We start from the raw sequence: 25,573 nt of genomic DNA, 5'->3' as shown, positions 1-25,573 counted from the left end.
TGCCCTTCTTTTATATAAGGGGAGGTCATAGAATGGGAAAAGTGAAAAGTAAAAGTCCAGTTCGTTTTGTAACGGCATCAAGTTTATTTGATGGACATGATGTGTCCGTTAATATTATGCGTCGTATTTTACAAGCACAGGGTGCAGAGGTTATTCATCTTGGGCATAACCGTTCTGTAGAAGAAGTCGTCAATGCAGCGATTCAAGAAGATGCACATGGTGTAGCAGTATCTTCTTATCAAGGTGGACATGTCGAGTACTTTAAATACATGTACGATTTACTCAAAGAGAAGGGCGCACCACATATTAAAATTTGGGGCGGCGGTGGAGGTGTTATTCTCCCAGCCGAATTAAAAGATTTACATGCATATGGTGTTGCAGGATTATTCTCGCCAGAAGATGGCCGCCGTCTTGGACTAGATGGCATGGTGGCAAAGATGATTAATGATTCTGACAAGCCATTACCAGAAGATGATGTCATCGATTTAATACCAGAAGTTACAACTGAGAATGTACCGACACTTGCGAAGTTAATCACGTATGCAGAAAATGGCGCAAATGAAGCCTTTTTAGAGCAGGCGAGAAAGGCTTCAAAACATACACCTGTTTTAGGGATTACAGGAACAGGTGGTGCAGGGAAAAGTTCATTAACAGATGAATTAATTCGTCGTTTCCTTTCTGAATTCCCAGATAAAAAAATTGCGATTTTGTCAATTGACCCAACGAAGCAAAAAACGGGCGGTGCGCTACTTGGTGACCGTATTCGTATGAATGCGATTTTCGACCAGCGCATCTATATGCGTTCGCTTGCGACACGTGATTCACGTACAGAACTATCGCATGCTATTCGTGATGTACTTGATGTTGTGAAAGTCGCTGGGTTCGATTTAATCATCATTGAAACATCTGGTATTGGACAGGGTGATAATGAAATTACGACGATTTCAGATGTCGCAATGTACGTCATGACAAGTGAGTTTGGTGCGCCAACACAACTTGAAAAGATTGATATGATTGACTATGCCGACTTAATCGTTATTAATAAATTTGAACGTAAAGGTTCAGAAGATGCACTACGTCAAGTGCAAAAGCAGTATCAGCGTAGTCATATGCGTTTTGATGAGCCAATTGATCACATGCCTGTTTACGGTACAATTGCGAGTCAATTTAACGATAAAGGTACAAACGCATTATTTGCGGCACTTATTCGTACATTTAATGAGAAGATGGATTTAGATTGGCAAACAAGCTATGAAGAATTCGTTAAGACACAAAAACAAAATGTCATTATTCCAAATGACCGTCGTTATTATTTACGAGAGATTTCAGATACGGTGCGTAACTACCATAAAACAGCAGCAGAACAAGTAGATATCGCACGTCGACTATTTACATTACATGGCTCAATTGAAGCAGTGAAAGCAAATGGTGGAGATGAGGCGACAATCCAAGTTTTAGAGCAATTAGCTTTCCAAACAGAAGAACAACTAACAGCTGAATCACGTACGATTTTACGAAACTGGGAGCAGTTAAAAACGGATTATTCAGGGGATGAATATGTAACAAAAGTACGTGATAAAGAGATTCGCACAATTCTACGCACAGAAAGTTTATCAGGTACAAAAATTCCGAAAGTAGCCTTACCAAAGTATAAAGACTACGGTGAGATTTTAAACTTTGTCTATCGTGAAAATGTTCCAGGACAGTTCCCATTCACAGCAGGCGTATTCCCGTTCAAACGTGAAGGTGAAGATCCAAAGCGTCAATTTGCTGGAGAAGGAACACCAGAACGTACGAATCGTCGTTTCCACTATGTATCAAAAGATGATGATGCCAAACGTTTATCAACAGCTTTTGACTCCGTAACATTATACGGTGAAGATCCAGCAGAACGTCCTGATATTTATGGTAAGGTTGGGGAATCTGGCGTGAGTATTTGTACATTAGATGATATGAAAAAACTCTATGATGGATTCGATTTATGCGCACCATCTACATCGGTGTCGATGACGATTAACGGACCAGCACCGATTATTTTAGCGATGTTTATGAATGCAGCAATCGACCAACAAGTGCAAAAACGTGAAGAAGAGTTAGGCAGAACACTGACCGTCGAAGAATTTATGGAGACGAAAGAACATACGTTGAATGTTGTGCGTGGGACGGTTCAAGCAGATATTCTAAAAGAAGATCAAGGGCAAAATACATGTATCTTCTCTACGGAATTTGCGCTACGTATGATGGGTGACATTCAGCAGTACTTCATCGACCATAAAGTTCGCAACTACTATTCTGTATCGATTTCTGGCTATCATATTGCAGAAGCGGGCGCAAATCCAATTTCACAATTAGCATTCACGCTGGCAAATGGTTTCACATATGTTGAGTACTATTTAAGTCGAGGTATGCATATTGATGATTTTGCACCGAACCTATCGTTCTTCTTTTCGAATGGTTTAGACCCAGAATATACGGTGATTGGTCGTGTTGCACGTCGTATTTGGGCGACAGCAATGCGTAATAAGTACGGTGCAAATGAGCGTAGTCAAAAGTTGAAATATCATGTTCAAACGTCTGGACGAAGCTTACATGCGCAAGAGATTAACTTTAACGATATTCGTACAACACTACAAGCATTAATGGCGCTACAAGATAACTGTAACTCGCTGCATACAAATGCATATGACGAAGCGATTACAACACCAACAGAAGGTTCTGTACGTCGTGCGATGGCGATTCAGATGATTATTACAAAAGAGTATGGCTTAGCGAAGAATGAAAATCCATTACAAGGTTCATTCATCATTGAAGAATTAACGGATTTAGTCGAACAAGCTGTATTAGAAGAATTCGATCGTATTAACGACCGTGGCGGTGTACTTGGTGCGATGGAAACACAGTATCAACGTGGTAAAATTCAAGAAGAATCCATGTTATATGAACATCTAAAACATTCAGGTGAATTACCGATTATCGGTGTGAATACGTACTTGAACCCAAATGAAGAGTCAGACGAATCGATTGATTCAATGGAAGTAGCACGTGCAACGAAAGAAGAAAAAGAGTTACAATTAAAAAATCTACGCACTTTCCAAGAAAAACATCGTGATGAAGCAGAAGAGCAACTTAAAAAATTAAAGCATGTTGCGAAAACAAATGGCAATATTTTCGAACAGTTAATGGAAACAGTTCGTTATGCGAGTCTAGGGCAGATTACAAATGCATTATATGAAGTGGGCGGACAATACCGTCGTAATATGTAGTAGAATGACACAACACCTCTTGCGTATTTCGATACAAAAGAGGTGCTTTCTTTTGTATAAGGACAAAATCATTATTTTTTTGTATAATGACAGGTAAAGAGTTTTTTTAAGGAGCGTTAAATTGATGAAGAAATTCGTTCCAGGTATCATTTTAATAGGACTATTGATTGCGACTTATTTCATGTATAATAAGCAACTGGGCGCAATTCCAATCTTATTGCTCTCATTTTATTTATTCTATATTGTTTACACGCGCATAAAAGTCAACAAAACAACTAAATGATTGTGGTACAATGTAGTACACTGCGTTTATAATAGTAACATCATACTTTATGTATTTAGGAAAGGACGTGCACGAATTGAACCTTCGTGAATTAACTGAAGAAGAATTATTAGAAGAATCGCTAGTCAACCTAGCTTATGGCTTATTAACTGAACAAAAGCAACCACTTGCTTTCACAGAAATCATTGCAGAACTTGAAAAATTAAATGCACGTACACCAGAACAAATGGATGCGTATTTAAACCAATTCTACACAGACATGAACATCGATGGACGCTTCATGGTATTAGCTGAAAATCGTTGGGGCTTAAGAGAATGGTATGCAATTGATCAAGTAGAAGAAGAGATTGCACCAACTGTTAAAACACATAAGAAAAAAGTAAAAGCGGCATTATTAAATGACGATTTATTATTAGATGATGAAGAAATCGAAATCGACTTAGACTTAGTTGAAGAATTCGACGCATATGATGATGACGATGACGACGAAGATGATGACGATTTAGCAGTTCTAGATGTCATTGATGAAGATAAAGATTTAGATGAAGACGAAGAAGAATTAGAAATCGACATCGAAATTGATTTAGATGAAGATGAAGATGATTTAGAAGAAGACGAGGAAGAAGAAGGTTTTAAATAATCTCGTTTTAAAAAAGTGCGAATTTCTTATAAGGAATTCGTACTTTTTTTCTATATGAATTGATAAAAAAAGCAACTTTCCGACAAAAATAATTATCATCTTTAAAAATTTTTTCTGTCAGCGAAATACGGTACAAAAGGAATGAAAGCCCTTCCTAAAATAGCACTTTTACGTCATAACAACAAAATTCTTGACTTACAACTGCAAAAGTAATACTCTTTTATTTGGGCTCCCTTAAAAAGGAGATTGACCGTGTAAATACGACGCTCCCCCTGCAAAATTGCAGGATGGGGGCGTTTTTTCATTTTACAAAATGATTGGAATCACATTACTAAGGAGGTAGTCAATTTGACTAAATATATTTTCGTAACAGGTGGCGTCGTATCATCTTTGGGTAAAGGGATCACAGCAGCATCACTCGGTCGTTTATTAAAAAATCGAGGTTTAGAAGTAACTACACAAAAATTTGATCCTTACATCAACATCGACCCAGGCACAATGAGTCCGTATCAACATGGTGAGGTATTCGTAACGGATGATGGTGCAGAAACAGATTTAGACTTAGGTCACTATGAACGTTTTATTGATATTAACCTTGGTAAACATTCGACTGTTACGTCAGGTCGTGTCTATGCAACTGTGTTGAAAAAAGAGCGTCGCGGTGATTATGAAGGTGGAACAGTGCAAGTTATTCCACATATCACAAATGAAATTAAAGACCGCATTCAACGTGCAGGGCGCGAAACGAATGCAGATATTGTCATTACAGAGATTGGCGGCACAGTAGGTGATATCGAATCATTACCGTTCCTAGAAGCGATTCGTCAGTTAAAACGTGATTTAGGTAGTGAAAATGTATTGTATTTACACTGTACATTAGTACCGTATATCGCAGCTTCAGGAGAATTAAAAACAAAACCAACACAGCACTCTGTAAAAGAGTTACGTTCATTAGGTATTCAACCAAATATTTTAGTTGTACGTTCAGATCGTTCTGTTCCACAAAGTATGAAAGAAAAAATTGCGCTATTCTGTGATGTACATGCACATGAAGTAGTAGAGTGTGTAGATGCAGAAAGCTTATATGATATTCCACTAGCACTATTAGAACAAAATTTAGATGGCATTGTATTAGACCATTTTGGTATGGAAGCGCCAGCAGCAGATATGATGGAGTGGACAGCTTTAGTTGATCGTGTGAAAAATCTATCTAAAACAACAACAGTGGCATTAGTCGGTAAGTATGTCGAATTACAAGATGCTTATATCTCAGTAGCAGAGGCATTAAAACATGCTGGTTATGCACATGATGCTGACATTAACATTCAGTGGATTAATGCAGAAGATGTGAATGCTGAAAATGTAGCATCTTTATTATCAAAAGTTGATGGTATTCTTGTACCGGGTGGTTTTGGAGATCGCGGCGTAGAAGGTAAGATTGAAGCGATTAAATATGCACGTGAGAACGATGTACCATTCTTAGGTATTTGTTTGGGTATGCAAATGGCAGCTGTTGAATTTGCACGTAATGTTTTAGGATTAGATGATGCGCATTCTGCTGAATTAGATGCAGATACAGCACATCCAATTATTGACTTATTACCAGACCAAGAAGATGTAGAAGATTTAGGCGGTACATTACGTCTTGGTTTATATCCATGTAAATTAAAAGAAGGTTCACGAGCAGAAGCAATCTACGGAGAGTCGTTAGTATATGAACGTCATCGTCACCGCTATGAATTTAACAATGCGTATCGTGAGGCGATGGAAGCAGCAGGTCTTGTATTCTCAGGTTTATCACCAGATGGTCGACTAGTAGAAATTTTAGAATTACCTGAGAAGAAATTCTTTGTGGCAGCACAATTCCACCCAGAATTTATCTCACGTCCACAACGTCCACAACCTTTATTCCGCGACTTTATTGGCGCAACAATGAAATAATAATGAAGAAATAGTTGCTGGAACATCGGTGTATAAACATCATCTTCTATAGGTATCAGAAAAAAACGGAATCGTGCTGTGGCGCGGTTCTGTTTTTTCGTTGCGAACTCTAAAAAGAAACATGAATATTTTGTTCCGAACACTATTTTAGCGGGAGAAATATCTCAGTCAAAAAAATATTAAAATTAAAACATTTGAATTCGAAATAAGGGTATAGAGAAAATAAGATTGTGCATTAGAAGGTATTTTAAGTATATAAATGCTCGTTTAAGTAATAAAATTCTATATTTATGATAAAATCTATTTCTAAAAAAAGGGATATTAGGTATGATGAGTATATTAAAAATGTGAGGTGGAAATTTTGACAAAAAAAGCAATCGCCATCGTCGTTGCGTTAGTCGTACTAGTTGCAGCTGGTGGTTTTGGCGTATATTACTATTTTACAAATACGCCAAAGAATAAATATTTATTAAGTGAAAAGAAAAGTTATGAAGATGTAAGCAATTATCTTTCTGAACGATACAAAGATGAAATGGCGTTATCAAATAAAATGCCAAATGAGTCTTACAAATCGAGTATTACATTAGGTGCTGAATTACCTGAAACACTTACAAGTGGTCTTGGTATTCCGGCAGATTTAATTAAATCATCAAAAATTGAATTAAGTGCAGCACATGATCCGAAAAATAGTGCATCTCAATTGGCAATTAATCCGACAATTGGAGATAGCAAGATGGATGCATTCATTTGGAGTGCAGACGCTAAATATCAATATTTACAAGGTCCAATTCTAAAGAACCCGCTACAATTCAATAATGATCAATTTATTGAAGGACTTGAAAAATTAACAGGGGAAAAAATGAGTACTGAAGATGGTTTAACGAATGATACATTAAACCTAAACAGCATCATGAGTACACCGATTTCACAAGATGAGCTAAATGACTTAGTAAATCGTTATATGAAATTCACAATCGACCAATTAAATGATGACTTATTCAAAAAAGGTAGCGAAGAAGTCGACGTATTCGGTAAAAAGCAAAAGCTTGATACAATTACATTAGACATGAAAAATACAGATGTGAAGAATTTAACAATTGCAGTTGTGGAAGAAGCATCGAATGATAAAGATTTACAAAAGCTATTAAAGCAATCAGATGCAACAATTAATGTGAAAAAAGAGTTAGAGACAGTTTTAAAAAGTTTAAAAGAAACAAAAGCAGCCGATTTCCCAGCGATTAAGTCAACAATTTATGTCGATGGTAAAACAATTTTAAAACGTGATATCGTAATTGGTATTGATGAAGAAAAATTACACATTGTCGCTGATACAAAAGTAGACAAAGAAGTACAATTAAAAGTTGTTGGAACAGACAAAGAACAAACAGGGGCATTCACAATTGAAGGTTCATCAACAGGTTCAAAAGACTTTAAAGATGACTACACAATTAAATTATCAGACCAAGATACACCGATGTTTGAAATTCAACTGACAAATGATGAAAAAGTTGATGGTAAGAAGCGTACGAATGCGATGGCTCTGAACTTTACAGCTCCAGATGAAGATCCATTCAAAATTACGTACAATCAAGAGATGACAACAGATGTGAAGAATAATAGCCAAGACTCAAAAGGAACAGTTGCTTTTGATGTACAAGGTGAAAATATTAAACTATTTGTAGATACAAAAACAAAATTAAAAGAACCACTTAAACTAGACGTTCCAAACGCGAAAAATGTGAACGACATGACGGAAGATGAAGTAATCAAATTACGTGAAGAAGTAACAAACGTATTTGCTTCGTTATTTATGGGTTTAGGCGGATTATAAAATAGGAGGAGTGTGTAAATGTCAATCATGAACTTAATGGGCATTTACCACTCTTTTTTATTGAAAAAGTGGTATGTGCTTCTCTATGTTTTAGCGCTTATTGGACTCATTTTAGCTGCGCTTTTATGGTTCAACGCCCATCAACAAAAGGAGACAATCCTACAACTTGGTATTGTTGACCAAGATCAAACTACCGAAACGAATATGATTTTACAAGCAGTCGGTAAGGGGGAGGAGTTCTCAAATCAATTTAAGCTCAAACCCTTTACGAATGAACAAGCAACAAAAGCTTTAGAAAATCATAAGATTGACGGTTATATTGTTTTAAAAGAAGGAATGACGAAAGCTTTTTATAAGAATGGAGAACTACCAATTCACGTCTATACATATGACGAAACATCTGTTCAAAGTATTGTGATTCAGCAATTGGCAGATTCCGTATATAGTCGCTTGATGTTAGCAGAGAGTGGGATTCTAACTTTCGCAGAATTCCAGAAAAAAGCGACAGATGAAGAATTCGTTTCGATGATGATTCGCTTACTCGTGACGGGATTAGACCGTCAAGGTGCATTTGAAGTGGAAGAAGTGAAGACGTATCAACTATCGACTTATGTACTCGTAAGTGCGTACTTCTTATCAATTCTGATTATCTATTGGACGGTTTCGACATTACTGCATATGAATACATCGCAAGCATTACAACAGCGTCTACGCCTCTACCCATTCGTTCAAGAACGTTTGATTTTATCAAGAGGGTTATTTGCGACAACCGTGACAGTTCTTTTTTCAATCATTATGACAATCTGCATTGTTCCATTTACGGCATTCGAAGCCTATAATAGCTTGTATTTAATAACGACATTACTTAGTTATATTTTATCAATTTTCTTCTTATTTACGCTATGTGAATGGGTTCGCTTTTCGATTGGAAAATGGCTTATCTTACTCTACCTACTCGTGTTCTCAGGTGCAGTTATTCCAACACTTTATACACAGCAGTGGCATATGAAAGAAAATCTATTTGCCCAAGTATTTCAACGCATATTAGATTTACTACATGAAAATTACATTACCGACTTTACATTTGTTTTTTATATACAGATTAGCAGTATTGTTCTCATATGGTGTGTTGTGTTAGTTTGGAGGAAATACCGATGAAAAAACAATGGATTTTATATGGATTAACTTGTATCGCAGTCGTTTGCCTTATTGTCTTATTTGAAAAAAGCCAACAGCAAGTATTTAAAATTCCGATACTCATACAAGACGAAGACAAGTCTAAACAGTCAAAAGAGTGGGTCAAGTCAATTCAACAATCGGATTACATCGCTGTTCAATCCTTATCAAACGCGGAAGAAGCGACTGAAAAAATTCGTTTGAATGAAGCGAGCGTGGCACTCATCATTCCAAAAGGCTTTTCGACAAATTTAGCTTCGCAAAGTACGAAAGGAACAGTTCGCCTTGTGCAAGCAGATGGTTTAGTCGCGTCCATTGCAACAGAATTAATCAGTCAGGCACTCTATAAACAGCAAATTCCATATATGATTAAAGATGAACTGAAGAACAAAGAACCGATTGAGAAAATTGAACAAGCCTATGAAAAGAACGAACCAAAGAATCAACTGCAAAAAGCGACATCTACTACACGAACGACAACAGGAAGCTTATTCAATACATTCTTTATGTGCGGGCTCATTTTCTTGTTGAGTTTACAAGTGATCTTTTTACGAAGTATGCGACAATTTAATGTATTCAATCGACTGAAATTATATCGTTTCGCTTGGTTGAAATTAATTAGTAGATATAGCGTATATTCACTCCTCTTTGTGTACATACTCGGAAGTGTGAGTGTATGGATTCTACAAGTACAATCGCCACTCATCGTAAATCTACTCTGGTTAATACCGAGCCAAATCGTACTCGCATGGCTTTTCTTTTTTGTTAGAACGAACAGTCATATGCTTTGGATGACGACGCTCTGGACGATTGTGTATAGTGTCATTTATATCGGAACACAGTTGATGGGAGGGATTATATGATTGCAATTGAACAGGCTACAAAAGCATTTGGTAAAAAGACATTGTTTCACGACCTTAACTTAATGTTTGAGGAGCAAAAAGTAACCGTTCTGCTCGGAGAAAATGGTGCAGGAAAGTCAACATTACTGCATATTCTTGCGGGACTTGAACACTTGAATACAGGGCGTATTTTATATCAAAATAGTCCGATCACTTCGAAACAAATACATGAAATCATCGGTTTTGTACCACAAGAAATTGCGCTTTGGGACCATCTGACAGTACAGCAAAACATTCAATTTTTCAAAAAGCAAAAAAAAGGCGCCATCTCTGACGAACAAATTAAGCGTTATTGTGAGCAATTACATCTCGTTGATTTACATCAGCCTATTTCAAAACTCTCGGGCGGTACGAAGCGTAAAGCTAATCTTTTAATCGGCTTATTACACCAACCGAAGTTTCTCATTTTAGATGAACCAACTGTAGGGATTGATTTAAAATCACGTTATGAAATTCAAGCACTCATTCGACAATTAAAGTCGACTTGTACAATTGTCATGACGACACATCATTTAGACGAAGTAGAAGCAGTAGCTGATTACATTATCACGATAGGAAAAGATCCTTTTTATAAACAAGTCTTGCAAGAAAAAGGTTTGCCATTCATAGAAGCAAATGAAGTATAGTAAATAAAAAAGGGGCTGGATTTACATCCAAGCCTCTTTCTTCATTTAAATTATTCCCCGTCAACCATTTCATCATAGGCAATTTTTATCGCTTCATAAATGAATGAGGCAGCGAGTGTATGCGGTACGACAATACGCTCACCCAAGTCATTCGGTAGTAAACCTTTTCGAATGCCCATTGAGATATACGTATAGGCATAATCCGCCATTGCACCAGCGTCTTCTGCTTTTTCGGATGTCACGACACCGAAAGGAATGAATTGTTCATACAGTTTTTTTGCAAAAGCAAGTGCTTCAGGGTGATCTGCATGACGTGTAAAGATACATACACGATCTTGCTCGGTAAGTGTAATGGAATCATTCCATGCATGTAAATTCGTAAACTTCTCCTCTGCATGTAGTGCATTCATCTCAATCGCATGTAATTCATCATAACAAACAAAGAATACGCGACCATGTCCAAACGTCGCTTGCGCAAGAAGGCGTGCTGTCTCTTCAATTGCTTCTTCTTCCGAGCCACTAATTCTTTGGAATAAACCATTTAACTGCGTTGTTAACATTTTTAACATTCTTTTTTCACCTCATAAGTTATATTATAATATGGTTGAAATAGAATGTAAAAATAGGACTGAATCATAGATTTTGGGGAATATATAAGTAGAGCTGTTAGGAGAAAAAAATGAAGAAAATATTAATTGTAGATGACCAAGCAGGAATTCGCCTTTTATTAAACGAAGTATTTAAAAAAGCCGGCTATGAAACCTATTTAGCCGCAAACGGTTTGGAAGCGATTCGTTTTTTAGAAAATATCATCATGGATTGTATGTTGTTAGATATGCGTATTCCCGGAGCCAATGGTATTCAAATCTTGAAACATTTGCAAAAGTTAGGTCAAAAGATGCCCATTATTATGATGACAGCTTATGGTGAGCAGGATTTATTAGATCAAGCAAAAGAACTTGGTGCTACACATTACTTTACAAAGCCATTTGATATTAAAGAATTGCAAAATACCGTCAATAATTTGTTGGAAGATTAGGGTGACGAGGTAGAATTAGGGATTTTTTTTTGATAAAATAATAATACAATGTGCTGACTGATATGGCACGCATCCTGAAGGAGGATTTTATATTATGGCTTTAGTATCGATGACAGAAATGTTAAACAAGGCAAAAGAAGAAAAGTATGCAGTAGGACAATTTAACATCAACAACTTAGAGTGGACACAAGCAATTCTTCAAGCAGCAGAAGAAGAAAAATCACCTGTAATTTTAGGCGTATCTGAAGGCGCTGGTAAATACATGGGCGGTTTTGTAGCAGTTGTGCACATGGTTAAAGGGTTAATGGAATCTTACGGTACAACTGTGCCTGTAGCCATTCATTTAGACCACGGCTCAAGCTTCGAAAAATGTAAAGAAGCTGTAGATGCAGGTTTCACGTCTGTAATGATCGATGCATCGCACCACCCATTTGAAGAAAATATTGAAATTACACATAAAGTAGTGGAATATGCACATTCAAAAGGTGTTTCTGTAGAAGCAGAATTAGGCACTGTTGGCGGTGACGAAGATGGCGTAATCGGTGGTATCATGTACGCTGATCCTGAAGAATGCCGTAAGATGGTAGAAGCAACAGACATCGACTGTCTTGCACCAGCACTTGGTTCAGTACACGGACCATACAAAGGTGAGCCAAACTTAGGTTTCAAAGAAATGGAAGAAATCTCGAAATTAACGCATTTACCACTAGTATTACATGGTGGTACTGGAATTCCAACTAAGGATATCCAACGTTCAATTTCATTAGGAACAGCTAAAATTAACGTGAATACAGAAAACCAAATTGCTGCTACAAAAGCAGTACGTGAAATTTTAGAAAACGATAAAGTTGTCTACGATCCACGTAAATTCTTAGGTCCAGCACGCGAAGCAATCAAAACAACAGTGATTGGTAAAATGCGTGAATTTGGTAGTTCACAAAAAGCATAATTCCTATTCAATTTAATATGAAGTATAATGTAGGAGAAGTGTGGATTTTTAAAATTCATGCTTCTCCATTTGTCATATTTTCAGGGGGAAAACATAATGAAATTTTTTATTGATACAGCAAACTTTGATGAGATTAAAGAAGCACATTCATGGGGGATTATTTCAGGTGTAACAACAAACCCATCACTTGTAGCAAAAGAAAAAAACATCTCATTCCACGATCGTTTAAAAGAGATCGCAGAATTAGTTGATGGTTCAGTATCTGGTGAAGTAATCTCACTTGATGCAGAAGGTATGATTAAAGAAGGTCTAGAACTTTCAAAAATTCACCCGAACATCACAGTAAAATTACCGATGACACCAGCTGGTTTAACAGCTTGTTCAACTTTAACAAAAGAAGGCATTAAAACAAATGTAACGCTTATTTTCTCTGCAAACCAAGCTCTATTAGCTGCACGCGCAGGCGCAACATATGTATCACCATTCATTGGACGTTTAGATGATATTGGTCAAGACGGTGTAGAATTAATTCGTGAAATCGCAGAAATCTTTGCCATCCACGAAATTCCTTCTCAAATCATCGCAGCATCAATCCGTCACCCACAACACGTAACACAAGCTGCATTAGCAGGCGCGCATATCGCTACAACACCATATAATGTGTTAGCGCAATTATTTAATCACCCGTTAACAAACAAAGGTATTGAAGGATTCATGAAAGATTGGGCAAATAAAGATCAATAAGCAAGGAGATTTCTAAATGGACGTTTATAAAATTCAAGGTCAAAAACGTCTGCAAGGAACCATTAAAGTGAGCGGCGCTAAAAATAGCGCTGTCGCTTTAATCCCTGCATCGATTTTGGCTAGTTCTCCAGTAACAATTGAAGGATTACCAGAAATTTTAGATGTGTGGACGTTGAAATCTTTACTCGAAGAAATCGGTGGACAAGTCACATTTGAAGATGGCGTGATGTCAATTAATCCTGAGACCATGATTGATATGCCGCTACCAAACGGTAATGTGAAAAAGCTACGCGCTTCATATTACTTGATGGGTGCGATGTTAGGTCGCTTTAAACAAGCAGTCATTGGACTTCCAGGTGGTTGTTACTTAGGACCACGTCCAATTGACCAACATATTAAAGGATTTGAAGCACTTGGCGCAAAAGTGACCAATGAGCATGGCGCTATTTATCTACGTGCAGATGAATTAAAAGGTGCAAAAATTTATCTAGATGTAAGCAGTGTAGGTGCAACAATTAATATTATGTTGGCAGCTGTGCTTGCAAAAGGACAAACAATTATTGAAAATGCTGCAAAAGAACCAGAGATTATTGATGTGGCTACGCTTTTAACGAGCATGGGCGCAAAAATTAAAGGTGCTGGCACGAATGTGATTCGTATTGACGGTGTTGAAAGTTTAAGTGGTACAAAACATACGATTATTCCAGACCGTATTGAGGCAGGTACATATATGATTATGGCCGCAGCAATTGGTGATGGAATTACAATCGATAATGTTATCCCGCTTCACTTAGAACCCATCACAGCAAAATTACGTGAAATGGGCGTAGAGGTACAAGAATATGAAGAAAAAATTCATATTCCAAAAGTAGAGAAGTTAAAATCAGTAGACATTAAAACACTTGTTTACCCAGGCTTCCCAACAGACTTACAACAACCATTCTCCGTTTTACAAACACAAGCACATGGTACATCTGTTGTAACAGATACGGTGTACTCTGCGCGCTTTAAACACATTGCAGAATTGAAGCGTATGGGAGCTACAGGTCAAGTAGAGGGTCGTTCATCTATTATTAAAGGAGCAACACCTTTGACTGCGGCATCTGTAACAGCGACAGATTTACGAGCAGGCGCAGCGCTTGTTATTGCAGGTTTACTGGCTTCAGGTGAAACAGAAATTCACGACATTTATCATATTGAGAGAGGCTATAGTGGCCTCATTGAAAAATTGCGTGGTTTAGGTGCTGTTATTGACAAAGTTACATTAACAAGTGCCGCTGTAACAGAAGAAAAATAGTGAACAATTTGTTGAAAACAGCACTATAATTTTCTCACTGTGCTACAATAGATTTGGTTTAAACCATTCCACTATTAAGAAAAAGTGGCAAACGGGAGGAACAGTAAAAGATGAAACGCAGTTTATCAATGGAAGTAGTACGTGTAACAGAAGCAGCGGCAATCGCATCAGCAAGATGGATGGGCCGAGGATTAAAAATCGAAGCAGATGATGCAGCAACAACAGCGATGCGTCAAGTATTCGACTCAATTCCAATGGACGCAGTAGTAGTAATCGGTGAAGGTGAAATGGACGAAGCGCCAATGCTATACATCGGTGAAAAATTAGGTTCAGATCCAAATGGACCACAAGTAGATATCGCAGTAGACCCACTTGAAGGTACGAATATCGTAGCAGCTGGTAGCGGTAATGCGTTAACAGTACTTGCAATTGCAGATAGAGGAAATCTACTTCATGCACCAGATATGTATATGGACAAAATTGCGGTTGGACCAGAAGCAGCTGGAAAAATCGACATTAATGCATCTGTAACAGATAACTTAAAAGCTGTAGCAGAAGCAAAAGGCAAGCATATCGAGGATGTTGTAGCAACGTTGTTAAAACGTGATCGACACCAAGCAATCGTAGACGAAATCCGTGCAGCGGGAGCTCGTATTAAATTCATTAATGACGGCGACGTAGCAGCAGCTATTAATACAGCATTTGATGAAACAGGTGTAGATATTTTATTCGGTACAGGCGGTGCACCAGAAGGCGTAATCGCAGCAGTAGCTTTAAAATGTCTAGGCGGAGAATTCCAAGGTCGTTTAGTTGCATCGAACGATGAAGAAATCGCTCGTTGTGAAAAAATGGGAATTGAAGTAAACACAGTTTTATACATGGATGATTTAGTAAAAGGTGATGACGCAATCTTTGCAGCGACAGGTGTAACAGATGGCGAATTACTAAAAGGTGTTCAGTTCAAAGGTGGACACTGTACAACAGAATCAGTTGTAATGCGTGCAAAATCTGGTACTGTCCGTTTTGTAGAAGGTCGCCATAGTTTAACGAAAAAACCAAACTTATACATGGAAGACTAAACAAAACTTTCTCATTCTACTTATATAATTGCTCGGCAGCGCAAGCTGTCGAGCCCTTTCTTTCTATACATCTCTTTTAAATTCCCATGCATTGCATATAAAATAAATAAAAAAATAATATAAGAGTGGTGTTGAATAAATATGCCGGCATTAACAATTTCACAACTTGAGGATATGAAACTCAAGGATCTTTATGCGCTCGCAAAAGAGTATAAAGTATCTTATTATAGTAAATTAACGAAAAAAGAATTAATCTTTGCTATTTTAAAATCAAGAGCTGAACAGGAAGGATACTTCTTCATGGAAGGGATTTTAGAAATCGTCTCACAAGAAGGTTTCGGATTCTTACGTCCAATTAACTATTCGCCAAGTTCTGAAGATATTTATATCTCTGCATCTCAAATTCGTCGTTTTAGCTTACGTAATGGAGATAAAGTAACGGGTAAAGTACGTCCACCAAAAGAAAACGAACGTTATTATGGTTTACTACACGTAGAAGCAGTAAATGGTGAGAATCCTGAGACTGCAAAAGAACGTGTTCATTTTCCGGCTTTAACACCACTATATCCAGATCGACAAATCAAACTAGAAACAACACCGACGAAATTATCAACACGAATTATGGATTTAGTTGCACCGGTTGGTTTTGGACAACGTGGGTTGATTGTAGCGCCACCAAAAGCAGGTAAAACGCTATTATTAAAAGAAATAGCGAATGCCATTACAGAAAAGTATCCTGAAGCTGAATTAATTGTTTTATTAATCGATGAACGTCCTGAGGAAGTAACAGATATTGAGCGTTCTGTTCAAGCGGATGTTGTCAGCTCGACATTCGATGAATTACCTGAAAATCATGTAAAGGTAGCAGAATTAGTATTAGAGCGTGCGATGCGCCTTGTGGAACATAAACGTGATGTCATTATTTTAATGGACTCGATTACACGTTTAGCACGTGCTTATAACTTGGTTATTCCACCAAGTGGACGTACACTTTCAGGTGGTATTGACCCAGCTGCCTTCCATCGTCCAAAACGATTCTTCGGTGCTGCACGTAATATCGAAGAGGGCGGAAGTCTAACAATTTTAGCAACTGCTCTAGTTGATACGGGTTCACGCATGGATGAAGTGATTTATGAAGAGTTCAAAGGTACAGGGAACTTAGAATTGCACTTAGATCGAAATTTAGCAGAGCGTCGTATTTTCCCAGCGATTGATATTCGTCGTTCAGGAACACGAAAAGAAGAATTACTCATTCCAAAAGAACAATTGAATAAGTTGTGGGGAATTCGTAAAACATTTGCGGATGCACCTGACTTTACAGAGAAGTTCTTGAAAAAACTACGTACATGTAAAACGAATGAAGAATTTTTTGAAAAGCTTGATTCAAGTATGAAAAAAGCAACGAATGGTAAAGGGCTTATTTAATCTTACATAATAGAGGCTCAAAACATTTTATTTATGTCATATCGAGAAAAATAAATTGCATTCAAATAAGGTCTTTGTTATAATTTGATTCATGATGCAATCATTACGTGTTGCATATGCGACAGATGATTCTGGGTCGTGTAAGGCAACAGTTTGATATTAACTACTCTGTTCCAGATGGTTCAGGGCGAGAGGAGAAACAAACATGAAACAAGGTATTCACCCAGATTACAAAGAAGCAACAGTAACTTGCTCTTGTGGTAACACTTTCAAAACTGGTTCAGTAAAAGAAAACATCGTTGTCGAATTCTGCAACGAATGTCACCCATTCTACACTGGCCGTCAAAAATTCGCGTCTGCTGATGGACGTGTTGATCGTTTCAACAAAAAATACGGTCTTAAATAATTCAACTCGAATTATTAAAATACCTGCTAGGCGCTTCGTCGCTTAGCAGGTATTTTTCGTTTTATATAGGTGTGGATTCCCATTCGCGCGTGGAATAGTCCCTTTCGTCGGGGGAGATTCCCTTTGGCGCGCGGATTTGTCCCTTTCGATGGTGGTGTTTCCCTTTCGCGCGTGGAATAGTCCCTTTCGCAGGCGGCGTTTCCCTTTGGCGCGTGGATTTGTCCCTTTTAACGGCGAAGATTCCCTTTGGCGCGTGGATTTGTCCCTTTCGTCGGAGAAGATTTCCTTTCGTGCGTGGATTTGTCCCTTTCAAAGGCGAAGATTCCCATTCGCGCGTGGATTTGTCCCTTTCGTCGAAGGAGATTCCCATTCGCGCGCAGATTTGTCCCTTTCAAAAGCGAAGATTCCCTTTCGTAAGCGAATCAGTCCCTTTCAACGCCAAACTCCTTTTAAAAAAAGTGCGAAAATGACCATGTATTTAACCTTGATAAAAAGGGTAGATTCCTGTAGTATAAAGCACGTTGTTTAAAATAAAATCATCGTTTTACATCATATAAAATTTTGAATTTACATATAAATAATGCCATAATTATAGAATGAAGAAAGGGGTATTCCAATGTATGTAACGCAGCAAAATGGCTGGATTGAAGTAATTTGCGGTAGTATGTTCTCTGGGAAGTCGGAGGAGTTAATTCGTCGTGTACGTCGTGCACAATTTGCGAAACAACGCATTGCAGTATTCAAGCCACAAATTGATAATCGTTATAGTGAAGAAGCCGTTGTATCACATAATGGCACAACCGTTATTGCTTATCCGATTCAAGAACCATCAGAAATGTGGGATTATATCTCAGACGAGTACGATGTTATAGCAATTGATGAAGCCCAATTCTTTGGTCACGATATTATCGAAACGGTACAAAAATTAGCAGATCATGGCTATCGCGTGATTTTAGCTGGACTTGACCAAGATTTTAAAGGCGTTCCATTTGGACCGATGCCATTTTTAATGGCGATTGCGGAACAAGTCACGAAATTACAAGCTGTATGTAGCGAATGTGGCTCACCAGCTAGTCGCACACAGCGTTTAATTAACGGAGAACCTGCAAAAGCGGACGATCCTGTTATTTTAGTAGGTGCATCTGAAGCATACGAGCCAAGATGTCGTCATCATCACTTTGTACCAGAAGGTAAGACATCTGTTGTAGAAAAGTGATGAAAAAAGTCGTTTTTTAGGGTAAAATATATAGGATGATTTTTAAAAGAGTAGCAAGAGTTACTCTTTTTCTTTATACTATTATAGGGACAATAAATAGATAAAACATGATATAGATTAGGAATAAGAAAGGAAAAGGTGAAAATATATGTTTGATCGCCTTCAAGCAGTTGAGGACCGTTATGAACGTTTAAATGAGTTATTAAGTGACCCGGACGTTGTATCGGATAATAAAAAATTAGCACAATATTCAAAAGAACAATCAGATATTCAAGAAACAGTTGAAGTGTATCGTGAGTATAAATCAATTAAAGAGCAAATCACTGACGCAAAAGAGATGTTAGACGAAAAGCTTGATCCAGATATGAAAGAAATGGTTAAAGAAGAATTAAAAGAACTAGAAGTACAAGTACCAGGCTTAGAAGAGCGCCTAAAAGTACTTTTAATTCCAAAAGACCCGAATGACAGTAAAAACGTAATCATGGAGATTCGTGGAGCAGCAGGTGGAGACGAAGCAGCCTTATTCGCAAACTCTCTATTCCGTATGTACAGTAAATATGCGGAAACACAAGGCTGGAAAATCGAAGTTATGAACGCGAATCCAACAGAACTTGGTGGGTATAAAGAGATTGTCTTCATGATTAATGGACAAGGCGCTTACTCAAAATTCAAGTATGAAAGTGGCGCACACCGTGTACAACGTGTTCCAGAAACAGAATCACAAGGTCGTGTACACACATCTACATCAACAGTAGTGGTTATGCCAGAAGCAGAAGAAGTAGAATTAGACTTACAAGAAAAAGATATTCGTGTCGACATCTATCACGCATCAGGCGCAGGTGGTCAGCACGTTAATAAAACCGCATCAGCTGTACGTATGACGCATATTCCAACAGGCGTTGTTGTAGCGATGCAAGATGAACGTTCACAATTAAAAAATCGCGAAAAAGCGATGAAAATTTTACGTGCGCGTGTATATGATAAATTACAACAAGAAGCGCAAAGTGAATACGATGCAGAACGTAAATCAGCTGTTGGTACAGGTGACCGTTCGGAGCGTATTCGCACATACAACTATCCACAAAACCGTGTAACGGATCACCGTATTGGCTTAACAATTCAAAAATTAGACCAAATCATCGAAGGTAAGCTCGATGAAGTATTCGATGCACTAATTATGGAAGAACAAGCGAAAAAATTGGACCAACTAAATGAACCAAGAATGTAAGCAAGTTTTCGAGGCCCTTCAATGGGCTTCTTCTTTTTTAGAGGAAAAAAATCGTGAGGCGAATGCAGCCCGCTTACTACTTCAGCATGTTTTAGCTGTTGATTATACAGGTCTCATGTTGAACATGCGCGAGCCTTTAACGGAAGAACAGCAACAACAATTTGAGGAGCTAATCCACGCTCATATCGCTGGTAAACCAGTTCAATATTTAATTGGAACAGAACAATTTTACGGTCGTACATTCCAAGTGAATGAAGCTGTATTAATTCCAAGACCAGAAACGGAAGAATTAGTAGAGCAAGCACTAGAGCGGATGACAGCAAAGTTCGGTGATGCATCATTATCACTTGTGGATATTGGAACAGGCAGTGGTGCAATTGCAGTTACGCTAAAAAAAGAGCGCCCGAGTCTGCAAGTAACAGCTACTGACCTAAGTGAAGATGCACTTCAAACTGCAAAACAAAATGCACAACTGTTAGAAGCAGATGTCACTTTTTTGCAGGGTGATTTAACAGCACCTGTTCAACATCAAAAGTTCGATGTTGTACTATCAAACCCACCGTACATTGCGTTCGACGAAGTGAATGTGATGAATGAAGTAGTATTAGAACATGAACCGCATACAGCTCTATTCGCTGAAGAAAATGGTCTTCAGTTGTATCGTCGACTTTGTGAGGAGTTACCGCATATTGTGCATAACCAAGCAATTATTGGCTTAGAAATAGGTTATCAACAAGGTGAAGCTGTGTATAACTTATTGAAAAAAAGTTTTCCACAGGGAAAAGTAGAAGTTTTAAAAGATTTATTTGGACAAGATCGTATGGTTTTTTGTGAAATCGGATAGTTATCCACAGCTGTAAAGTATAAAACCTTTACATTTATAAAATAATTAAAAAATGGTGCGAAATGCGTAGTATCAATACTTATAAGAAGTCTAAAGCACCTATTTTCAAATAAATTCGTATATTTCTGAAAAATTTATGCACAGAATTTCACGAAATATCCACAATTTCAATCGAAAAATCAAAAATGTGCATAACTTTCTGAAAAATTGTGTGGGAGGAAGAACAAAATGGAGACAAAACGAGTAGTCGTCAATCCAGATGGTACATTTACTTCTGCCTATGATGAAGCAGTTCAATTATTAAAAGCAGGTGAGGTTGTCGCATTTCCTACCGAAACAGTTTATGGACTAGGTGGCGTTGCAACAAGTGATGCGGCAGTTGCTAAGATTTATGAAGCAAAAGGTCGACCATCTGACAATCCATTAATCGTTCACATTGGAACAATTGAAGAAATTGATCGCTATGTAATCGATGTAAATGATAAGGCAAAAAAATGTATGGATGCATTTTGGCCAGGCCCTCTAACTGTTATTTGTAAAGTGAAGCCGAATATACTATCTGAAAAAGTAACAGCTGGTTTGGATACAGTTGGTTTACGTATGCCAAGCCATCCCGTATCACTACAATTGTTACGACATCTAGGTGAACCAGTTGCTGCGCCAAGTGCGAACCGAAGTGGTAAGCCAAGTCCAACAGAAGGTATTCACGTAGAAGAAGACTTAGCAGCTAGAATTCCGATGATTGTAGATGGTGGCGCAACAGGAATCGGTGTGGAATCAACAGTAATTGATTGCACATTGGATATACCCACCATTCTACGTCCGGGTGGTGTCACAAAAGAAATGTTGGAAGCTGTCATTGGAGAAGTTCATCAACCAACACACTTAGAACAAAAAGAAGGTGCCCCAAAAGCGCCCGGTATGAAATATACACATTATGCACCGAATGCGCCTGTTTATATGATTGAAAAAGATGAAGAGAAAATCCAGTCTGCAATTCAAGCGCTGCATAAAGAAAATAAAAAAGTAGCTTTACTCGCGCCAGAAAATTATGCGTGTGAGCAAGCGGATTATTTCTTCTCATTTGGACAAGATACACAAGAAGAGATGGCGTTACATCTGTATCATGCATTACGTGCTTGTGACGCAACGGATGCAGACATTGTACTCGCAACTGCGACAACGACAGATGGTGTGGGTTCAGCTATTATGAACCGACTTGAAAAATCAGCAGGCGGTAATTGGTATAAATAAAAGTTTTCAAAGAGAATCACGCAATCAAGTGATTCTCTTTTTTCTTTTCTCTAGATAGTATGTGTTAAGATGAATATAATAAAAATAGATGGAAATAAATAATGTACGAAGTCATAGTTGATACTTTAGGCATAATATTTTTTTGGTAAAATGTATCATTTTTCCTTCTATTTAAGGTATAATTTAACTATAAGAGAGGTGCGCCATGCAAATTTATTTTATTTGTACAGGTAATACATGTCGAAGCCCAATGGCAGAAGCAATTTTGAAACATAAGAAATTAGAAAATGTGGATGTATATTCAGCAGGTGTTTATGCACAATCAGGTGTTCCAATGTCTACAAATGCACAAATTGTATTACAAGAACATGGAATTGAAGCGCAACATCAGTCTTCACCAGTAGATGTAAATCGATTAAATCAGTCAGATTTAATTTTGACGATGACAGGATCGCATTTACATGCACTATTGCAAGTATACCCACACATTGCGGATAAAGCATTTACATTACATGAATACGTATATAATATGCAAAAAGATGTATCGGATCCATACGGTGGAAGTGTAGATGTCTATCGTCGTACATTTGAAGAACTACAACGTTTGATTGACGCACTTCAATCGAAAATAGTGGAGGATTAATACATGGAAAAAGAAAATAAGCACGCATTTAGTTTACGTAAAAAGTTAGTCTTATTTGTAGTAGCATTAGCAGTCATTACATACGGGACGAGCTTAGTATTTATACAATATATTCAGCCTACGTTCTTTCCCGATTCCAATGTATTAGTATTTGAGATTGTAACGTTTAGTTTAGGGGTTATGTGGTCTGGTATTTTAGCAGCAATTTTAGCGTTCTTTATTATTAAGCCGTTACAACAACTTGAAAAAGTAGCGCTAGAAGCAGCAAAAGGGAATATTCATCAAGAAATTGAGGTTCGTAAATCAAAAGATGAAATCGAATCTTTAGCGAATGCTTTTCAAACGATGCTTGTCAACTTGCGTCAAATGGTCAGTAGTATTGAAGATAATTTTCAACAAACGAATCAAACGGTTCGCGCTTTATCAGTAGAATCAAAAGAAGCTTTAGAACAGTCGGATGCCATTGCCCAAACAATCGCACAGATTTCAGAAGGCGCTGTAGATTCAGCCATCTCGATTCAAAATACAGCTGAAGCGATGGAAGATGTACGTTCACTAGCAGATGAAGTGAATAATCACGCAGTAACTTCTTCAGAGTATTCTCGAAAAATGATTGGTGAACTGAATCGCACAACAACAGCCATTGAACAACTTGTGAAGGGGATTCAAGATATGGCTGAGGGGAATCGTCTTGCGTTACAAGATATCCACCAATTAGAACGCAATGCTAATGAAGTTGAGAAGATTATTTTATTAGTCGGTTCAATTGCAGAGCAAACGAATTTACTGGCATTGAATGCGTCAATTGAAGCAGCGCGCGCTGGTGAGCATGGTAAAGGATTTGCAGTTGTAGCAGAAGAAGTACGTAAACTTGCGGATGGTAGCGCGGAAGCAGCAAAAGGTGTTGCGAAATTAATTCAAGTGATGCAAGCAGACGTTGTACAAGTTGTAGGTAAGATGACGTCACAAGTTGAAATTGCAGAACATGAAATGGCACGTGTCAACGAAACAACAGACGCTGTTTCAAGTATGAATCAGATTGTGAATAAGATGGCATCTTCAGTAGATGAAATCTCAACATTTGTTGGAAAACAGTTACACAATATTGAACAAACAGCACAACAGTCACAAGAAGTAGCAGCGATTGCTGAGGAGACAAGTGCAGGAGCGCAGGAAGTTCGTAGTGCGACAGAAGAACAAGCTCGTTCGATTTCGCAAATGGATGACCTATCACGCAACTTACAAGTACAATCAGAAGAACTGCATAAAACCATTCAGCAATTTAAGTAATATAATAGTAGAAAAGAGAAATCACTTGGGGAAAGTGGTTTCTTTTTTTATTTCAGAGATGGATTTAATCCATAGAACATTTAAAAAAGAGTGTTCTCTTCACCTTCAATTTTGAAGTTTATAGAAAAGGTGAATTATTTGGTCAAGACTTTTAAAACATACTTGTCACGCTTTCGTCATATTTTGATATTTTTTTAAAATCGACTTCATTTTCTCATTGCGCGAATGGATGTTTTTATTATATAGTATTCAATACTTCAATTGAAATACTCTAATTAAAGTATTTTAATTCAAAATGAAAACAAAAAGGGGAACATCATAGAATATGAAATTCAAAGATTTTATTAAAGGTAAAAGTATTGGTTCAGCTATGTTCATGGCGATTTTTTATGTCGTAGTTATGCTTGGTATTTTTTTAGCTGGTTACTCGGCACTTCCGGGAAACATCGACCGCTTACATGTAGCCATCGTAAACGAAGACGAAGGTGCATATGGTAAACAAATCGCAAAAAGTCTTGAAAAAGAATTACCATTTAAACATATTGAAAAAGATTTAACGAATAAAGAAGCAATGAAAGAATTGAACGACAACGAAGTAGCGATGGTTGTTCGTATTCCAAAAACATTCTCAAAAGATTTACAAGATGGTAAAACAAGTTCATCAATTGACTTTAGTGTGAACGAAGCATCTGCCACAGCAGTATCTTCAACAATGACACAAGTAGCAAGTCAAATTAATGCACAACTAAGTAAGCAATTCTCAACGCAAACAGCTGAAGGAATTTTAGCGCAGTTACAAGTTCCAAAAGAACAAGCAAAAGAGATGGCTGAAGCAATTCAAACAAGCTATCAAGGTAACATTAAAATTATCAACGATGTACCGGCAGGCATGCAAAATAACATGCTACCAATGTTCTTAACGATGTCACTATATATTGGTGCCATGATTGGTTCAATGATGTTAGTAGGTGCATTCAAATTAAATCGTGGTAAAGCGACAAAAACACGTCTCTTCACGTATATGCAATTAGCATCAATCATCATTGGTGTGATTGCAGGTATTGCTTCAACAATTATTTCATTCTTATTAATCGACCATTTAGAAGGATCGAAAGCATTCTTCGAAATGTGGGGACAACAAGCATTAAACTACTGGGTATGCTTCAACTTCACAGCTATGTTCATCTTCTTATTAGGCGATGCAGGTATGATTGTGAATATTCCAGTACTGCTTTACCAAACAATTTCAAATGGTGCAACAATCTCTTACGATATGATGTACGCACCATTCCAATGGGGTAGCCACATTACGCCAATGTTCTATTCGGTTCAAGCGTACTTTGCAAACATCTTTGGTAATACATCTGCCGCACCATTTATTTGGGGACTAGTAGCAGTAGGCGTAGTCGCAATGTTAATTAACATCATCATTGCTTGGTTATTACACCGTCCACTACCACTCGACAAACCAGAGGCAGAAGCAACAGCTAAATAATG

At 37.6% G+C, this 25,573-nt stretch carries 23 protein-coding genes; 22 read left to right on the top strand and 1 reads right to left on the bottom strand.

Features of this window, described 5'->3' with window-relative positions:
- Positions 1–32: 32 nt before the first annotated feature.
- From icmF to ACKVQX_RS03415, 8 genes are all read left to right on the top strand, one after another.
- Positions 33–3,263: a fused isobutyryl-CoA mutase/GTPase IcmF gene (icmF, locus tag ACKVQX_RS03450; RefSeq protein ID WP_409136024.1), complete on the top strand. Its 3,231-nt coding sequence runs from the start codon at positions 33–35 to the stop codon at positions 3,261–3,263.
- A 124-nt stretch (positions 3,264–3,387) separates the two neighbouring features.
- Entirely contained in the window at positions 3,388–3,546 is a 159-nt protein-coding gene (locus tag ACKVQX_RS03445; RefSeq protein WP_165442706.1) for a hypothetical protein, read from the top strand.
- Between the two features lie 67 nt (positions 3,547–3,613).
- On the top strand, positions 3,614–4,186 hold the full coding sequence (rpoE, locus tag ACKVQX_RS03440; RefSeq protein ID WP_336663010.1) for a DNA-directed RNA polymerase subunit delta: 573 nt from the start codon (positions 3,614–3,616) through the stop codon (positions 4,184–4,186).
- A 348-nt stretch (positions 4,187–4,534) separates the two neighbouring features.
- Positions 4,535–6,127: a CTP synthase gene (locus tag ACKVQX_RS03435; RefSeq protein ID WP_325943412.1), complete on the top strand. Its 1,593-nt coding sequence runs from the start codon at positions 4,535–4,537 to the stop codon at positions 6,125–6,127.
- A gap of 361 nt (positions 6,128–6,488) precedes the next feature.
- On the top strand, positions 6,489–7,958 hold the full coding sequence (locus ACKVQX_RS03430) for a hypothetical protein (protein WP_409136023.1): 1,470 nt from the start codon (positions 6,489–6,491) through the stop codon (positions 7,956–7,958).
- Between the two features lie 18 nt (positions 7,959–7,976).
- On the top strand, positions 7,977–9,116 hold the full coding sequence (locus tag ACKVQX_RS03425) for an ABC transporter permease (RefSeq protein ID WP_409136022.1): 1,140 nt from the start codon (positions 7,977–7,979) through the stop codon (positions 9,114–9,116).
- Positions 9,113–9,997: an ABC transporter permease gene (locus ACKVQX_RS03420; protein ID WP_068455956.1), complete on the top strand. Its 885-nt coding sequence runs from the start codon at positions 9,113–9,115 to the stop codon at positions 9,995–9,997. Before ACKVQX_RS03425 ends, ACKVQX_RS03420 begins: the two co-directional genes overlap by 4 nt.
- Positions 9,994–10,662, top strand: coding sequence for an ABC transporter ATP-binding protein (locus ACKVQX_RS03415; protein WP_068455953.1), 669 nt, complete (start codon positions 9,994–9,996; stop codon positions 10,660–10,662). Before ACKVQX_RS03420 ends, ACKVQX_RS03415 begins: the two co-directional genes overlap by 4 nt.
- Before the next feature lie 50 nt (positions 10,663–10,712).
- On the opposite strand, the gene ACKVQX_RS03410 is transcribed toward ACKVQX_RS03415, so the two are convergent.
- Positions 10,713–11,231, bottom strand: coding sequence for a DUF2529 family protein (locus ACKVQX_RS03410; protein WP_068455950.1), 519 nt, complete (start codon positions 11,229–11,231; stop codon positions 10,713–10,715).
- 110 nt (positions 11,232–11,341) lie between these two features.
- Between ACKVQX_RS03410 and ACKVQX_RS03405 the strand changes: the two genes are divergently transcribed.
- The 14 genes from ACKVQX_RS03405 (at position 11,342) to ACKVQX_RS03340 (ending at position 25,571) form a co-directional block, all read left to right on the top strand.
- Positions 11,342–11,701, top strand: coding sequence for a response regulator (locus ACKVQX_RS03405; protein WP_068455947.1), 360 nt, complete (start codon positions 11,342–11,344; stop codon positions 11,699–11,701).
- Positions 11,702–11,795: 94 nt separating this feature from the next.
- Positions 11,796–12,650 (top strand): class II fructose-bisphosphate aldolase, encoded by an 855-nt coding sequence (locus tag ACKVQX_RS03400; RefSeq protein ID WP_087682496.1) that lies wholly within the window; start codon positions 11,796–11,798, stop codon positions 12,648–12,650.
- Between the two features lie 96 nt (positions 12,651–12,746).
- Positions 12,747–13,394, top strand: coding sequence for a fructose-6-phosphate aldolase (gene fsa, locus ACKVQX_RS03395; protein ID WP_068455941.1), 648 nt, complete (start codon positions 12,747–12,749; stop codon positions 13,392–13,394).
- 16 nt (positions 13,395–13,410) lie between these two features.
- Positions 13,411–14,691 (top strand): UDP-N-acetylglucosamine 1-carboxyvinyltransferase, encoded by a 1,281-nt coding sequence (locus ACKVQX_RS03390; RefSeq protein WP_068455938.1) that lies wholly within the window; start codon positions 13,411–13,413, stop codon positions 14,689–14,691.
- Between the two features lie 110 nt (positions 14,692–14,801).
- A complete protein-coding gene (gene glpX, locus ACKVQX_RS03385; RefSeq protein WP_068455935.1) occupies positions 14,802–15,770 on the top strand; it encodes a class II fructose-bisphosphatase in 969 nt (322 codons plus the stop codon).
- A gap of 141 nt (positions 15,771–15,911) precedes the next feature.
- A complete protein-coding gene (rho, locus tag ACKVQX_RS03380) occupies positions 15,912–17,195 on the top strand; it encodes a transcription termination factor Rho (protein WP_068455932.1) in 1,284 nt (427 codons plus the stop codon).
- A 205-nt stretch (positions 17,196–17,400) separates the two neighbouring features.
- The gene (rpmE, locus tag ACKVQX_RS03375) at positions 17,401–17,601 is read left to right on the top strand and encodes a 50S ribosomal protein L31 (protein ID WP_068455929.1); all 201 of its coding nucleotides are present in this window, start codon (positions 17,401–17,403) and stop codon (positions 17,599–17,601) included.
- A gap of 616 nt (positions 17,602–18,217) precedes the next feature.
- Entirely contained in the window at positions 18,218–18,817 is a 600-nt protein-coding gene (locus ACKVQX_RS03370; protein WP_068455919.1) for a thymidine kinase, read from the top strand.
- A gap of 148 nt (positions 18,818–18,965) precedes the next feature.
- Positions 18,966–20,045, top strand: coding sequence for a peptide chain release factor 1 (gene prfA, locus ACKVQX_RS03365; protein ID WP_409136021.1), 1,080 nt, complete (start codon positions 18,966–18,968; stop codon positions 20,043–20,045).
- Positions 20,029–20,889, top strand: a complete 861-nt coding sequence (gene prmC, locus ACKVQX_RS03360; RefSeq protein WP_087682497.1) for a peptide chain release factor N(5)-glutamine methyltransferase — start codon at positions 20,029–20,031, stop codon at positions 20,887–20,889. The genes prfA and prmC overlap by 17 nt, the downstream gene beginning before the upstream one ends.
- 228 nt (positions 20,890–21,117) lie before the next feature.
- A complete protein-coding gene (locus tag ACKVQX_RS03355) occupies positions 21,118–22,143 on the top strand; it encodes an L-threonylcarbamoyladenylate synthase (RefSeq protein WP_087682498.1) in 1,026 nt (341 codons plus the stop codon).
- Between the two features lie 205 nt (positions 22,144–22,348).
- Positions 22,349–22,786: a low molecular weight protein arginine phosphatase gene (locus tag ACKVQX_RS03350; RefSeq protein ID WP_342302705.1), complete on the top strand. Its 438-nt coding sequence runs from the start codon at positions 22,349–22,351 to the stop codon at positions 22,784–22,786.
- Positions 22,787–22,789: 3 nt separating this feature from the next.
- The gene (locus ACKVQX_RS03345) at positions 22,790–24,076 is read left to right on the top strand and encodes a HAMP domain-containing methyl-accepting chemotaxis protein (protein ID WP_342302704.1); all 1,287 of its coding nucleotides are present in this window, start codon (positions 22,790–22,792) and stop codon (positions 24,074–24,076) included.
- A 325-nt stretch (positions 24,077–24,401) separates the two neighbouring features.
- Positions 24,402–25,571: a YhgE/Pip domain-containing protein gene (locus ACKVQX_RS03340; protein ID WP_285215818.1), complete on the top strand. Its 1,170-nt coding sequence runs from the start codon at positions 24,402–24,404 to the stop codon at positions 25,569–25,571.
- Positions 25,572–25,573: the final 2 nt, after the last annotated feature.

Origin of the sequence: Kurthia sp. ISK08 (assembly GCF_046159805.1) — a bacterium.
Taxonomy (GTDB): Bacteria; Bacillota; Bacilli; order Bacillales_A; family Planococcaceae; genus Kurthia; species Kurthia gibsonii.
The sequence above is the reverse complement of the archived record's forward strand: the minus strand, read 5'-3'. Positions and strand labels throughout refer to the sequence as shown.